Annotated in this window: 15 protein-coding genes; 2 read left to right on the top strand and 13 right to left on the bottom strand. The window is 61.5% G+C overall.

Translation table 11 applies throughout. The features are described from left to right. Positions 1-238: 238 nt before the first annotated feature. Complete coding sequence (locus tag FJ959_RS22715; RefSeq protein ID WP_140632186.1) at positions 239-592, top strand: hypothetical protein; 354 nt, start codon at positions 239-241, stop codon at positions 590-592. A 52-nt stretch (positions 593-644) separates the two neighbouring features. Here FJ959_RS22715 and FJ959_RS22710 read toward each other — a convergent pair whose 3' ends face one another. The 6 genes from FJ959_RS22710 to FJ959_RS22685 all read right to left on the bottom strand — a co-directional run bounded on the left by FJ959_RS22710 (position 645) and on the right by FJ959_RS22685 (position 5,393). Next, entirely contained in the window at positions 645-1,508 is an 864-nt protein-coding gene (locus FJ959_RS22710) for a quinoprotein dehydrogenase-associated SoxYZ-like carrier (protein ID WP_140566577.1), read from the bottom strand. 117 nt (positions 1,509-1,625) lie between these two features. Continuing rightward, positions 1,626-2,567: a quinoprotein relay system zinc metallohydrolase 2 gene (locus tag FJ959_RS22705; protein ID WP_281406687.1), complete on the bottom strand. Its 942-nt coding sequence runs from the start codon at positions 2,565-2,567 to the stop codon at positions 1,626-1,628. A gap of 65 nt (positions 2,568-2,632) precedes the next feature. Continuing rightward, positions 2,633-3,373 (bottom strand): ATP-binding cassette domain-containing protein, encoded by a 741-nt coding sequence (locus FJ959_RS22700; protein WP_140632395.1) that lies wholly within the window; start codon positions 3,371-3,373, stop codon positions 2,633-2,635. Further along, complete coding sequence (locus tag FJ959_RS22695) at positions 3,342-4,088, bottom strand: ABC transporter permease (RefSeq protein WP_224519073.1); 747 nt, start codon at positions 4,086-4,088, stop codon at positions 3,342-3,344. Before FJ959_RS22695 ends, FJ959_RS22700 begins: the two co-directional genes overlap by 32 nt. A 77-nt stretch (positions 4,089-4,165) precedes the next feature. After that, positions 4,166-5,152: an ABC transporter substrate-binding protein gene (locus FJ959_RS22690; protein WP_140498234.1), complete on the bottom strand. Its 987-nt coding sequence runs from the start codon at positions 5,150-5,152 to the stop codon at positions 4,166-4,168. A 31-nt stretch (positions 5,153-5,183) separates the two neighbouring features. Continuing rightward, positions 5,184-5,393 carry a hypothetical protein gene (locus FJ959_RS22685; RefSeq protein ID WP_140498232.1) on the bottom strand — a complete coding sequence of 70 codons (210 nt, stop codon included), beginning with the start codon at positions 5,391-5,393 and terminating at the stop codon, positions 5,184-5,186. A gap of 360 nt (positions 5,394-5,753) precedes the next feature. On the opposite strand from FJ959_RS22685, the gene FJ959_RS22680 reads away from it, so the two are divergent. After that, positions 5,754-6,134, top strand: coding sequence for a cytochrome c family protein (locus tag FJ959_RS22680; protein ID WP_140498230.1), 381 nt, complete (start codon positions 5,754-5,756; stop codon positions 6,132-6,134). Between the two features lie 48 nt (positions 6,135-6,182). On the opposite strand, the gene gph is transcribed toward FJ959_RS22680, so the two are convergent. The 7 genes from gph to fba form a co-directional block, all read right to left on the bottom strand. Further along, positions 6,183-6,884 (bottom strand): phosphoglycolate phosphatase, encoded by a 702-nt coding sequence (gph, locus tag FJ959_RS22675; protein ID WP_140632181.1) that lies wholly within the window; start codon positions 6,882-6,884, stop codon positions 6,183-6,185. Further along, positions 6,881-7,438 (bottom strand): thioredoxin family protein, encoded by a 558-nt coding sequence (locus FJ959_RS22670; protein ID WP_140632179.1) that lies wholly within the window; start codon positions 7,436-7,438, stop codon positions 6,881-6,883. The genes gph and FJ959_RS22670 overlap by 4 nt, the downstream gene beginning before the upstream one ends. A gap of 21 nt (positions 7,439-7,459) precedes the next feature. Beyond that, positions 7,460-8,146 carry a ribulose-phosphate 3-epimerase gene (gene rpe / locus FJ959_RS22665; protein WP_140632176.1) on the bottom strand — a complete coding sequence of 229 codons (687 nt, stop codon included), beginning with the start codon at positions 8,144-8,146 and terminating at the stop codon, positions 7,460-7,462. A gap of 61 nt (positions 8,147-8,207) precedes the next feature. Next, the gene (cbbX, locus tag FJ959_RS22660; RefSeq protein ID WP_140557415.1) at positions 8,208-9,146 is read right to left on the bottom strand and encodes a CbbX protein; all 939 of its coding nucleotides are present in this window, start codon (positions 9,144-9,146) and stop codon (positions 8,208-8,210) included. Positions 9,147-9,153: 7 nt separating this feature from the next. Further along, positions 9,154-9,588 (bottom strand): ribulose bisphosphate carboxylase small subunit, encoded by a 435-nt coding sequence (locus FJ959_RS22655; protein ID WP_140498220.1) that lies wholly within the window; start codon positions 9,586-9,588, stop codon positions 9,154-9,156. A gap of 18 nt (positions 9,589-9,606) precedes the next feature. Then, entirely contained in the window at positions 9,607-11,100 is a 1,494-nt protein-coding gene (locus FJ959_RS22650; RefSeq protein ID WP_140632173.1) for a ribulose-bisphosphate carboxylase large subunit, read from the bottom strand. Between the two features lie 21 nt (positions 11,101-11,121). Continuing rightward, complete coding sequence (gene fba, locus FJ959_RS22645) at positions 11,122-12,201, bottom strand: class II fructose-bisphosphate aldolase (protein WP_140515142.1); 1,080 nt, start codon at positions 12,199-12,201, stop codon at positions 11,122-11,124. Positions 12,202-12,211: the final 10 nt, after the last annotated feature.

Genomic DNA, 12,211 nt, shown 5'->3' with positions numbered 1-12,211 from the left:
ATGGCATGTAAAAAGTCTCGTCGTTCTCCGATATTGAGCGAGATACGAAGCGGTCGCGGGAGCCTGGGCGCGGAGCCGGTGATCAAGTCGTCATCCATAGCTATCGCTCGTGGACAGCCCTTTCCTCCTTTGGTCGTATACGGAACCCATGGGTGCTTGACTGGCTTTACGGCGCGTTGCCAACTGGCACGCCGATCTCGTCCGGGCGCATCGAACCCGGACCAACCGGAGGTTTCTCATGATCAGATATGTTGGATTTTCGACCTTGCCGCTGCTCTTCACGGCGACACTGGCCATCGCAAACCCGGCGGGTGCTGCGGGAGAGTATCCCACAGTAACGGTTGTCGACTACGTGCTCGGCTGCATGCGAACGAACGGCCAGACGCGTCAGGCGCTGGAAAGCTGTTCCTGCTCGATCGACGTCATCGCCTCGATCCTGCCCTACGACCACTATGAGACGGCCGAGACCTTCAAGAGCATGTCTTTGACAACGGGGGAAAACGCGGGGCTGTTTCGGGAAAGCGCACCGGCGAAGGCAGCCCGTACAGAGCTGAAGCGTGCGCAGTCGGAAGCCGACGTGCGTTGCTTCTAAAGATCAAGCGTGCCCATCGCCGTGGCAGCGCGGCATAGCGTATTTCGAGACTTCAGAGCCCCGTTTTCTCCAGCGGCCACTGATTGCGGAATACCTTGCCGTCCGTGTCGATCGCTTCGACCTGGATTTCACCATTGCCGTGCGCCGTGAAATCGAATCGGAAATTAGGGTCTTCCGAAATCGATATTCCACCTTCCATCGAGAGGATCGGCCGGCCGGCTTGCGAGATCGACAGCTTCTGAACAAAATGCGCGGGGATGAAATACTGGGTCAACGGATCCCGCTGCAGGCCCGAATTGTTCGGGTGGCGGATCATCAACTGCAACTCCTCTGCCTTGCTCATCGTCTCTTGGGGTGGGAACTGGCGCAGCTTCATCTGCCCCATCGCCGCCATGGCCTCGTCCTGGTTCTTGACCGCAGGGGCGGAGCAGCCGCCTGACGCCTTGACGAAGGTCTGAGCCATGTGGAGTTGGCCGCCTTGAGTCTCCGCTATGGCACGCAAATAGGAATAATCGTTGACGCGCACGCGTGTCGACAGATGTGTCACGCCGGCGTCCTTGCCGATCTGGAACGTTGCCGCCACCGGCGCAGGATTGGCGTCGATGATCAAGGTCACGGATTTGATGCCGTCCGGCGCCTTGGCTGGGTCGACATAGATGTCGACAGGCACGATGGCGGCATCTTGCGCCCGCTTTGGCGCTTCGATCCTGACCACGCCGGTGTCGACCAGAATAGCCCGGTCGCCGAACACGTCGCCTTTCAAGTCTTCCCAGATCTTCTCCGAAGAAGCCGTTGTTTGCTGTGCGTTGGCGGCTGAGGAGACGCCGAACAGCGTACCGATGGTCAAGATGATTGCGGCCAAGAACGATGCAAGCGACAAGGCGAACTGCCTGCTCGCGTAAGCGTGATTTTGCATTTCGATGCCTCCACCAATGCAACAGAGGTGGTGCCCAGGCTGGCGTTTAGAATATGCCTTTGACGACGCGTTGGCAAATCGCCCCACTTCATGATCTCTGGCGCATGTCGGTGTGGTCTATTCCCATTCGAGTTCAGCAAAAGCAGCTGTTGCGTTGCGCTCATTGTAGTCGTCGAACAGGTGCCATTTGCCCCGTTCGCTTCCGGCGGCGGTTTTGACGGCCTCTCGGAGCGGCGTCCCGTCGACGATCGCGTTGCGGATATCGCGCGCCAGAATCTCGAGATAGCGCCGTTCTCCTGCCAGCGCCTGCGGCCAGTCGGCCGGTACCGGACCATGACCCGGAACGACGCGCGCGGCGCCGATCGCGGCGAGCGCATCCATCTGGCGGAGCCAGCCAAGCAGCGATCCGTCGAGCGTCGGCAAGGAGCCCATGAACACGAGATCGCCGGCAAAGAGCGTGCTGGTCTCGGGGTCGAAGACGGTCAGGTCGTTATCGGTGTGCGCAGCCTTCCATGCCCGCAGTTCGAGCATGCGCCCGCCGAGGTCGAGTTCCAGGCGATCGTCAACCAGCATCGCCGGCGAAACGATCTCGACTCCGTTCATAAGCGCTTCGCCGACCTGTTCGCGATAATTGTGCAGATAGAACGCGCCACGCGCCTCGAGGGCACGCGGCAGATTGCGATGGCCAACAATGGTCGCGCCGATCTCCCGGAATGCCGCATTGCCGAAAATGTGATCGGGATGCATGTGGGTGTTGATCAGGAAGCGAACCGGTTTTGCGGTTATCTTTCCGATCGCGGCGAGCAAGGCGTGCGCCTCGGTCAGGCTGCCGCCACTGTCGATGACGGCAACCGCGTCGGTGCCGACGACGACGCCCAGATTGCAGATGGCACCGTCGTTTGTTGCGGTCATCAATTCATCCACGCCCTGGAAGGCGAAGACGCCGTCGGCGATTTGGCCAACCGAGAACCGCAGGCTGCCAGCCGCGGCCAAGGCGGCTCGTCCGAGGCAGCATGGCAGCAAGGCAGCGCTGACGGCGGTGCAGGCAAAGCCACTCATAACCCTGCGTCGTAGCCGATCAATCGACATGGGGTCCTCCGATATGCATTTCACCATCAGGGCGTTCAGGTGACGCCCGGGAACCTTTGCCGGAACGACCGCAGAAGGTCACTCATCACCTGTGAATTGCGATGTTGCCGAGGCAACCGCACGTCGAACACGCCGAGCACATGTGCTGGTCGCGGCGCGAGCACGATGATGCGATCCGACAGCATCAGCGCCTCGCGTAGATCGTGCGTTATCATCAAGGCGGTCGTGGGTCGTGCCGACCATATCGACAGAAGCAGGTGACGAAGCCGCTCGGCGGTCTGGTGGTCGAGCGAGACAAACGGTTCGTCCAGGACAAGCATCGCCGGCTCGGTAGCGAAGGCCCTGGCAAGTGCTGCCCTGCGCGCAAGGCCGAGCGACAGTTCCGCAGGATAGAGCGAGCGCATGCCGGCGAGGCCGAGAGTTTCAAACAGACCGTCGAGGTTCTTCGTTCTCAAGCTTTTCGGCAAGGCCAGCCTGACATTCTGCTCCACCGTTCGCCACGGCAGCAAGATCGGCTCCTGGAACACGGCCGCAATGCGGTTGGAGCCTCCTTGCGGCAACTGGAAGGATCCGGAAAAATCCTTGTCCAACCCAAGCAGGATACGCAGCGTCGTGGTTTTGCCGCAGCCCGACGGTCCCAGCAAGCAGGCGAATTCGCCTTGCCGGACCTCGAAGGAAAGGTCCTGAAGCGCCGTGATCGAGACGCCTTGCGCGGACCTGAAAGTCTTTTCAGCGATATCGACCCTAAGCGGGACGACGGCGCCAACGGGTTGCATGTCGTTCAACGGGTTGCACCAGAAGAAGTTCGATGACGAGCATCACCGCCACGAAAGCCAGTGTGTAGGCAAGAATGGCGGCGACGTCGAAGAGCTGGAAATAGAGATGGATCTGGAAGCCGACGCCGTTCGACCGGCCGAGCAGTTCGACGACCAGGACGATCTTCCAGATGAGGGCGATGCCGGATCGTGACGCGGCGGCAAGATAGGGTTGCAATTGCGGCAGCAGGATGTGGCGGATGCGATCGAGAGGACCGAAGCGATAGACAGTGGCCATTTCGGCGTAGCTCGGATCAAGCGCCCTGGCGCCCTCACGCATCGTCACCACGACATTCGGGATTTTGTTCACCGCCACCGCGCCGATCGCCGCCGCCTCGTTGAGGCCGAACCAGATGTAGCCGAGGACGATGACCACCAGCGCCGGGATGTTGAGGAACAGAATTACCCATGGGTTGAAAAAGCGGTCGGCGCGACGATAGCTGCCGAGCAAAACGCCGATGACCGATCCTATGATCATCGCGACGATATATGCCGCGGCGACCCGGCCGAGGGTCGCGCCGAGATGATAGAAGAGGTCGCCGCTCGCAGCCTCCCTGAGGAGCACCTGCCAGACCTGTCCCGGCCCCGGGAGGGCACGGCTCCGCCAGACACTCGCCGCAAGGCTCCACAGCAGGCAAAGCCCGAGCAAGGAAACCGCCACGGTCAGCGCGGGCATCAGCGTTGTCGCCAAGCTGGATCGCCCGGACATGCTCGTCGGGGCACCTCGCGTGCCGTTGCTGGTTTCCGGTGCGGTCATTCCGTGCGGTCCTGCCAGAATGTGCCGGGCGCCATCTCGGGCGCGCTGCCGACCAGCTTCGCGCCACCGATCGCCGCCAGCACGTGATAGAGCTTGCCGGCGTCGGCCGCTTCCTCGGCGACCGCCCGCCTGGGGATGCCTTGGCGGTAGCGGTCGCGCAGTTTTTCCAGTTCTTTGCCTTCCGCGCGAATGATCGGCGCCAGGCGCAGCCACTCCTCGTCGGATCTGGCCAGCAGGTCCTTGGCTTGCGCGGAGGCCCTGACGAAGCCCCTGGCGGCCTCCGGGTTCTCGTTCGCCCATTGGTCGTGGAAGACGTAACCGAGTGCCGACACAGGTCCCAAGGCGCCGAGCGCACGCGCCGCATCGTTCACGCCCATCAATCGACGAAAGCCGTTGGCCTCGAGACGGGCGCAAAAATGCCAGAAATTCAGCACCGCATCGAGTTCGCCCTGCATGGCCTTTTCCGAAATCAGCGGTGGCGCGCCAAAGATGATGTCGCTGGTTGCCAACAGGTCGACCCCGTAGTCGCGTCTGGTCAGAGCCTGTATCAGGAGCCAGCTCTTGTCGAGCGGGCCGCCGGCGACGCCGATCTTCCTGTGCTTGAGGTCGGCGACCGTCCGGATCGGCGATCCCTCCTTCACCATGATCGCCCCCACGGCGGTCGAATAGGGGGCTAATGTGAGGTCGCCGCCTTCCGACCGTTGGCGCGAGACCCACAACCAGTCGGAGACGATCATGTCGATCGCACCGGCCAGCAAGGCGACGTTGGTCGCGTCCTCCCCGGCGAAATCGATGATCTCCAGATCGATCCCGTTCGCCACATCGAATTTGTGTTGCCTCAACGTGTCGAGTTCCCAACTCACGGTTCCAAACTTCAGGACACCAACGCGAATCCTGGCTGCTGCAAAGACAGGCCTTGCGGCAAGAGCAGCGACCGTGCCGAGAACCGCCAGACGCAGCGTGTTGCGCCGTGAAATCATCATGACACCTCCTCCCTGGGCTCCAGGACGTCAATCAGATCGCTCGTTCCTTGCTCGGAAAGGCGCATTTCCAGCGCATGACCTTGAGGGCCGGGTGTTCCTGAGACCATTTCGCGATCTCGCTGGGTGCAAGGAACATGCATTGGAGCAGAGAGCCGCGGCTCTCGAAATAGAGGTGTTCGTCTCGGCAATTGCCCGGATTGGTGCTGAGGCACACCGTTAATATGAGATCGACCATATCCATTTAGCACCTCTTGCGCTCCGGGACGCCTGTCTCGACTGGTCCGGCCCAATGAGGAGCCTGGACAAAATCGCCAGTTGCCGGATTCCCGAGGTGCCAGTGGAGAAACCGGATGTCTTGAAGCTACGCATTCGCCCGATAGCCGTCAACAAAGACGAATACCGGTACCCTGGGTACCCAAGCCTCTATACCTTTATACGATTGACTTTCACCCCACGCCAACTAGCTTTTCGATTCGCGCGGCGCCGCTTCACAAAGGGAAAGCGGATACTCCACCCCACCGCGTAAGGTGCATGCCAATGGATGAAAGATCGGCATGCGCAAAATCGTCCAGGGCACCCAGACGATCCATGAGGAAATGCCATGCGCGCAATCGCATTTTTCGCAGTCGTGTTTGCTGTGTCCTTCATCACAAGCCAATCCCAGGCACAGGATGCCGCGGCGGGTGAGAAGGTCTTCGCCAAATGCAAGGTCTGCCATGTCGCCGACCAGGACAAGAACAAGGTCGGCCCGTCGTTGAACGGCGTCATCGGCCGGACGGCTGGCACACACCCGGGGTTCAGTTACTCCCAAGCGATGGTCGCGGCAGGCAAGTCCGGCGTCAAATGGGACGAACCCACGCTGACGACTTACCTTCGCGATCCCAAGGCCATGGTCAAAGGAACGAAGATGGCGTTCGTCGGCCTCAAGCAGGACCAAGACATCGCCAACGTCATCGCCTATTTGAAGCAATTCTCTAAATAGCGGCGCCGCCGGCCGTTCGAACTTGCGTCCGGCCGGCGTTCGCCCCGATCAAGCACCGGCTTGCAGCCCCTGTATCGCCGCAGGCAGGTCGAAAAGGCTGTCGCAAACCTGGTCGGCGCCAAGCTCTTCAACCGGAAAATGGGTGTATCCGCCGCGCAGCAGAATGACGGGCATGCCGGCGGCGCGCGCGGCGCCTGCATCGGCGCCACTGTCTCCGACCAGCAGCGCGTCACAGGGGTCGACTCCAAGCTGGGCGAGCGCCAGCAGCAGAGCATCGGGCGCGGGTTTCAGGCATGTCACCGCGTCTCCGCCAATGATCGCACGGAAATATTCCGTCAGTCCGAAATGCAGCAGGATCTCGCGAGTCGCCAACTGCGGTTTGTTGGTCGCCACGCCCATGGCCATTCCCTTCGCGTAGAAGTGTGTGAGAACCTCCCTGACGCCAGGCATCAGTCTTGTCAGGCCGGTCAGATGTCGGCTGTAGATCGGCGCCATGACGCGGCTGGCCTCATCGAGCGCGTTGCCGACGAGCGGCGCTCCCGACGCCGCGAAGGCCCGCTCGACCAATTTCCTGACGCCGCCACCGATCATGGCCTTGACCTGGTCCAGGCGCAACGGCGGCAGATCGCGGCTGGCCAGCAACTCGTTGACGGCGGCCGCTATATCAGGCGCCGAATCGACCAGTGTGCCGTCGAGGTCGAACAGGATCGCCTTCGGCGGTCGAAGCGACCTACCTGCGCCGACATTCATGCAGCATCCTTCCACTTGATCGAGCAGCCGATCGAGGCGATCTGGTCGAACGGACCATCGCCGGTTCGAGCAACCTGCTTCATCGCCTCGAACAGATCGCGTCGCAGCCCGAGCGGTCCGGATTCGCGTCGCGACGCGTCCAGCCGGCCGCGATATTGCAGTCTCAGTTCGCTGTTGAACCCGAAGAAATCGGGAGTGCACACCGCTGCGTAGTCGCGCGCTACGGTCTGCGCCTCGTCGTGCAGGTAAGGGAAGCTGAAGCCGTTCGTCATGGCGAAGCGCTTCATTTGGTCGAAGGAATCGTCCGGATAGGCGTCGGCATCGTTGGAGTTGATCGCGACGAAGCCGATATCTTCGGCCTTGAGGTCATTGGCGTCGCGCACGATGCGAGAGATCACGGCCTTCACATAAGGGCAGTGATTGCAGATGAAGGCCACGACCAGGCCATTCGGGCCGGCGTGACCGAAGATGGAATGCGACGTGCCGTCGACGCCGGGCAAAACGGCATCGATGGCGGGCCAGCCGAAATCGCATACAGGTGGGACCGCAGCCATGTTCGTCTCCCCGACAACGGTTTACGCGGCTTTCCGGATCGCGCCATCGGCCGCCTGTCTGATGGCGCCGATATTGGCACGATAGGCTGCCTCGGTGCCTCCCTTGAATACAGCCGAACCGGCGACCAGTACGTTGACGCCAGCCGCGGTGACCAGCGGGGCGGTCTCGGCCGTGACTCCGCCGTCGATCTCGATGTCAATCGGGCGATGGCCAACCAAAGCCTTGATCCGTCTGACTTTCTCGACGACCGCTGAAATGAAAGCCTGGCCGCCGAAGCCTGGATTGACCGTCATCAGCAGCACCAGATCGAGCCGGTCGAGCACATACTCGATGACACTCTCCGGCGTCGACGGATTGAGCGACACCCCGGCCTTCTTGCCAAGATTCCTGATCGCCTGCAATGAGCGGTCGAGATGCGGTCCAGTCTCGGCATGCACCGTGATGATGTCGCAACCGGCATCGGCGAAGGCGGCCAGATAGGGGTCGGCCGGCGCGATCATCAGATGGCAGTCGAAGATCTTGTCCGTTCGACCACGGATCGCCTTGATGACCGGCGGACCGAAGGTGATGTTGGGCACGAAATGCCCGTCCATCACGTCGAGATGGATCCAGTCGGCGCCCGCCTGAACGACAGCTTCGACCTCGTCGCCGAGCCGCGAGAAATCCGCGGAAAGCACGGAGGGCGCGATGATTGTCCTGGTGACCATGGTCGTCGTCTCCAATTTCTGTCTTCCGTGTCGGGTCGCCGCCCGCCAGCCGGCTTCGCCCTCAGCGCGTCTTCGTCTCCGGTTCGCCTTCGAGCTTCCCTTCCGCGAATACGCGGCTGCCGCGGATATCGGATTCCTCGATGGTAATAAGGTCTGCCTTGGTCAGGGCACGGCTTCGCGATGCGAAAAGCCGATTGGCCTGGCGAAGCCGCGCCCGGTCCAGCCCATTGCGCACCGAGCGCGCGTTGGAGAAATGCGGCAGCCTCATTCGGATCGGAAGATACTCTTCGAGGGCCTGGGCGGCCGCCTCGCTGAGGCGATAATTCTGCTCCGCCAGCATGATCTCGGCGATCGATTTCAGCTCGCTGACGCCGTAGTCGGGAAAATCGAGGTGGTGGGCGATGCGCGAACGCATGCCGGGATTGCTGTCGAAGAAACGATCCATCTTGTTCTTGTAGCCGGCAAGGATCACGACCAGGTCGTCACGATTATTTTCCATGCATTGCAGCAGGATCTCGATCGATTCCTGGCCGTAGTCGCGTTCGTTCTCGGGCTTGTAGAGGTAATAGGCCTCGTCGATGAAAAGCACGCCGCCCATGGCACGCTTGATCACGTCGCGCGTCTTGGGTGCGGTGTGGCCCACATACTGGCCGACGAGATCGTCGCGCGTCACCGCGACCAGGTGGCCTTCGCGGACATAGCCGAGTCGATGCAGGATTTCGGCCATCCTCAGCGCCACGGTGGTCTTGCCCGTGCCCGGATTTCCCGTAAAGTTCATATGCAGCGTCGGTGCGCCCGAGGTCAGCCCGAACTTGCGGCGAAGCCGGTCGACCAGGAGAAGAGCCGCGATCTCGCGGATGCGGTTCTTGATTGGCTTCAGGCCAATGAGTTCGCGATCGAGCTTGTCCATCACCTCGTCGATGTTGGACGCTTCGAACTCGGCCTGCAGATCAACCGATTCGTCCTGAGCGCCAGCGCCCTTTGCTATCGTGTCCAGCATGGCTCAGCTAGCTCCGCTCGCCCTCGGGCCTGTCGGTCGCATAAGGCACGATCGAATAACCCTGGCTGCGGCCGTCACGCTCCTGGCGCAGCAGCCGGAACCCGGGTTCGCTGGGTGGCCGGTTGACGATGAACGACATGCGCGGCGCTTCCCATCCCTTGGTCGAATCGAAGGCGGTTACCCGGACATACATGTTCGGACAGGCTTTCCGGCAAGCGTTGACTTCGAGCAGGATGCCCGCCGGGTCTCTCAAATCGAACATCGGGTTGCCGTACATTTCCCAATAGGTGTTTCGCGGATGCGGATCGTCCGTGTACTCGACGCTGACGGCCCAGTGGTTCTTCAGCGCATATTTGATCTGCGCCGAAATCTGCTCATCGGTCAGGTCGGGCAGGAACGAGAACTGTCCCTGCGTGACCTTGTTTCCCGGATTGGTCATCATGGCGACGGTTCCTTTCTTCTAGAAGCTGGGCGTTGCGGTTGGCACGAAATCGGCCGTGTCGGTCGATTCATAGTTGAAGGTGACATCCTTCCAGGTCTCCAGGGCAGCCTTCAGCGGCGTGCACCATTTGGCCGCCTGTTCGAGGATTTTGGTCCCTTCGCGCAAATAATCGCGTCCCTCGTTGCGGGCCAGGATCATCGCTTCCAATGCAACGCGATTGGCCGTCGCGCCCGCCTGGATGCCGTCGGGATGGCCGATCGTGCCGCCACCGAACTGCAGGATGACGTCCTCGCCGAGATAATGGATCAACTGGTGCATCTGGCCGGCATGGATACCGCCCGAGGCGACGGGCATCACCTTGTTGAGCGAGGCCCAGTCCTGATCGAAGAACAGCCCGGTCTCGAGATTCTGCGGCGTGCGCTCCTCGCGCAGCGTGTCATAAAACCCCTTGATCATGAGCGGGTCGCCTTCCAGCTTGCCGACCACAGTGCCGGCGTGGATATGGTCGACGCCGGCCATGCGCATCCATTTGCAGATGACGCGAAAATTCATGCCGTGGTTCTTCTGGCGCGAATAGGTCGAATTGCCGGCGCGGTGCAGGTGCAGGATCATGTCGTTGCGGCGTGCCCACTTGGCCATCGACTGGATCGCCGTGTAGCCGATGACGAGATCGATCATGATGATGCAGGAGCCAAGCTGTTTGGCGAATTCGGCGCGCTCGTACATCTCCTCCATCGTGCCGGCGGTGACGTTGAGATAGTGGCCCTTGACCTCGCCAGTGGCAGCTGAAGCCTTGTTCACCGCCTCCATGCAGTAGAGGAAGCGGTCGCGCCAGTGCATGAAGGGCTGCGAGTTGATGTTTTCGTCGTCCTTGACGAAGTCGAGGCCGCCCTTCAGCGCCTCGTAAACGACGCGGCCATAGTTGCGGCCTGACAGGCCGAGCTTCGGCTTCGTCGTCGCGCCGAGCAGCGGACGGCCAAACTTGTCGAGCCGCTCACGCTCCACCACGATGCCGGTTGCGGGTCCCTGGAAGGTTTTGAGATACGCGACCGGGATACGCATGTCTTCCAGTCGCAGCGCCTTGACCGCCTTGAAGCCGAACACGTTGCCGATGATCGATGCGGTCAGGTTGGCGATCGAGCCCGGCTCGAACAGGTCGAGGTCGTAGGCGATGTAGGCGAAGTACTGTTGCTCGGTCTTGGTGCCGGGACCGGTGTTTGGAACCGGCTTGGATCTGAACGCCTTGGCGCGGTAGAGCTCGCAGGCTGTCAGCCTGTCGGTCCACACCACGGTCCAAGTCGCGGTTGAGGATTCACCGGCGATGGCGGCCGCTGCCTCCTCGTGGTCGACGCCGGGTTGCGGCGTGATCCGGAACATCGCGATCAGATCGGTCTCCTTGGGCCTGTAGTCCGGCTCCCAGTAGCCCATCTTCTTGTAAGGGATGACCCCTGACTTGTAGCGTTCCTTGCCTTCCTTGAGCGTACCCGCTGGCAGCATATCGATCTTGTTCATGACAGGTCTCCTGTTTGTTGCTCAGGCGGCTTTCGCGGTTGCGATATGGGGCGCGAGTTTTCCCGCGGCATAGCGTTTGGCCATCTCGTCCATGGCGATGACCTTGATCTTCGAGGCGTTGGACGCCGTGCCGAAACGCTCGAAGCGGTCTCGGCAAAGATCGTGCAAGGCGTCCATGGCGGGCTTCAGGAATTTTCGGGGATCGAACTCGCGCGGATTCTCCGTCGCGACGCGGCGGAACTGCCCGGCCATGGCCATGCGGCAATCGGTGTCGATGTTGACCTTGCGCACGCCGTAGCGGATGCCGCGCTCGATTTCCTCCACCGGGACGCCAAAGGTCTGGGGCATCTCGCCGCCATATTTGTTGATGATGTCCTGCAGTTCCTGTGGCACGGAGGAAGAGCCATGCATGACCAGATGCGTGTTGGGTAGCTTCTCGTGGATCGCCTCGATCACCTGCATGGCCAGTATGTCGCCGTCCGGCTTGCGGGTAAATTTGTAAGCGCCGTGCGAGGTGCCGCAGGCGATCGCCAGCGCGTCCACCTGGGTTGCGGCCACGAAGTCGACCGCCTGATCGGGATCGGTCAAGAGTTGGTCGTGGGAGAGCGCGCCCTCGGCGCCGTGGCCATCCTCGGCCTCGCCCTGGCCGGTTTCCAGCGATCCGAGCACGCCCAGTTCGCCTTCGACGGAAGCCCCGACCCAATGCGCCATGCGTGTGACTCGTTCGGTTACGGCGACGTTGTAGGCATAGCTTGCCGGCGTCTTGGCATCTGCCATCAGGGATCCGTCCATCATCACCGAGGTGAAGCCGTGGCGGATCGCGGAAAGGCAGGTGGCCTCGTCGTTGCCGTGGTCCTGATGGATGCACAGCGGAATGGTCGGATGCATTTCAGTCAATGCCTCCATCATTTTGGCCAGCATGACGTCGTTGGCGTAGGACCGGGCCCCACGTGAGGCCTGGATGATGACAGGCGCGTCGCAGGCTTTGGCCGCTTCCATGATTGCGAGGCCCTGTTCCATGTTGTTGATGTTGAATGCAGGGACGCCGTAGCCGTGCTCGGCGGCATGGTCGAGAAGCTGGCGAAGGGTGATGCGGGCCATTGTGGGTCCT

It is taken from the genome of Mesorhizobium sp. B2-2-4 (assembly GCF_006442375.1).
Classification (GTDB): domain Bacteria; phylum Pseudomonadota; class Alphaproteobacteria; order Rhizobiales; family Rhizobiaceae; genus Mesorhizobium.
Note: the sequence above shows the minus strand (reverse complement) of the source record. Positions and strands in the feature narration are given on the sequence as shown.

Bases quoted from the DNA above. Each gene is read 5' to 3' on its own strand.
- FJ959_RS22715 (WP_140632186.1), top strand. From the start codon at position 239: ATGATCAGATATGTTGGATTTTCGACCTTGCCGCTGCTCTTCACGGCG.
- FJ959_RS22710 (WP_140566577.1), bottom strand. From the start codon at position 1,508: ATGCAAAATCACGCTTACGCGAGCAGGCAGTTCGCCTTGTCGCTTGCA.
- FJ959_RS22705 (WP_281406687.1), bottom strand. From the start codon at position 2,567: ATGAGTGGCTTTGCCTGCACCGCCGTCAGCGCTGCCTTGCTGCCATGC.
- FJ959_RS22700 (WP_140632395.1), bottom strand. From the start codon at position 3,373: ATGCAACCCGTTGGCGCCGTCGTCCCGCTTAGGGTCGATATCGCTGAA.
- FJ959_RS22695 (WP_224519073.1), bottom strand. From the start codon at position 4,088: ATGCCCGCGCTGACCGTGGCGGTTTCCTTGCTCGGGCTTTGCCTGCTG.
- FJ959_RS22690 (WP_140498234.1), bottom strand. From the start codon at position 5,152: ATGATGATTTCACGGCGCAACACGCTGCGTCTGGCGGTTCTCGGCACG.
- FJ959_RS22685 (WP_140498232.1), bottom strand. From the start codon at position 5,393: ATGGATATGGTCGATCTCATATTAACGGTGTGCCTCAGCACCAATCCG.
- FJ959_RS22680 (WP_140498230.1), top strand. From the start codon at position 5,754: ATGCGCGCAATCGCATTTTTCGCAGTCGTGTTTGCTGTGTCCTTCATC.
- gph (WP_140632181.1), bottom strand. From the start codon at position 6,884: ATGAATGTCGGCGCAGGTAGGTCGCTTCGACCGCCGAAGGCGATCCTG.
- FJ959_RS22670 (WP_140632179.1), bottom strand. From the start codon at position 7,438: ATGGCTGCGGTCCCACCTGTATGCGATTTCGGCTGGCCCGCCATCGAT.
- rpe (WP_140632176.1), bottom strand. From the start codon at position 8,146: ATGGTCACCAGGACAATCATCGCGCCCTCCGTGCTTTCCGCGGATTTC.
- cbbX (WP_140557415.1), bottom strand. From the start codon at position 9,146: ATGCTGGACACGATAGCAAAGGGCGCTGGCGCTCAGGACGAATCGGTT.
- FJ959_RS22655 (WP_140498220.1), bottom strand. From the start codon at position 9,588: ATGATGACCAATCCGGGAAACAAGGTCACGCAGGGACAGTTCTCGTTC.
- FJ959_RS22650 (WP_140632173.1), bottom strand. From the start codon at position 11,100: ATGAACAAGATCGATATGCTGCCAGCGGGTACGCTCAAGGAAGGCAAG.
- fba (WP_140515142.1), bottom strand. From the start codon at position 12,201: ATGGCCCGCATCACCCTTCGCCAGCTTCTCGACCATGCCGCCGAGCAC.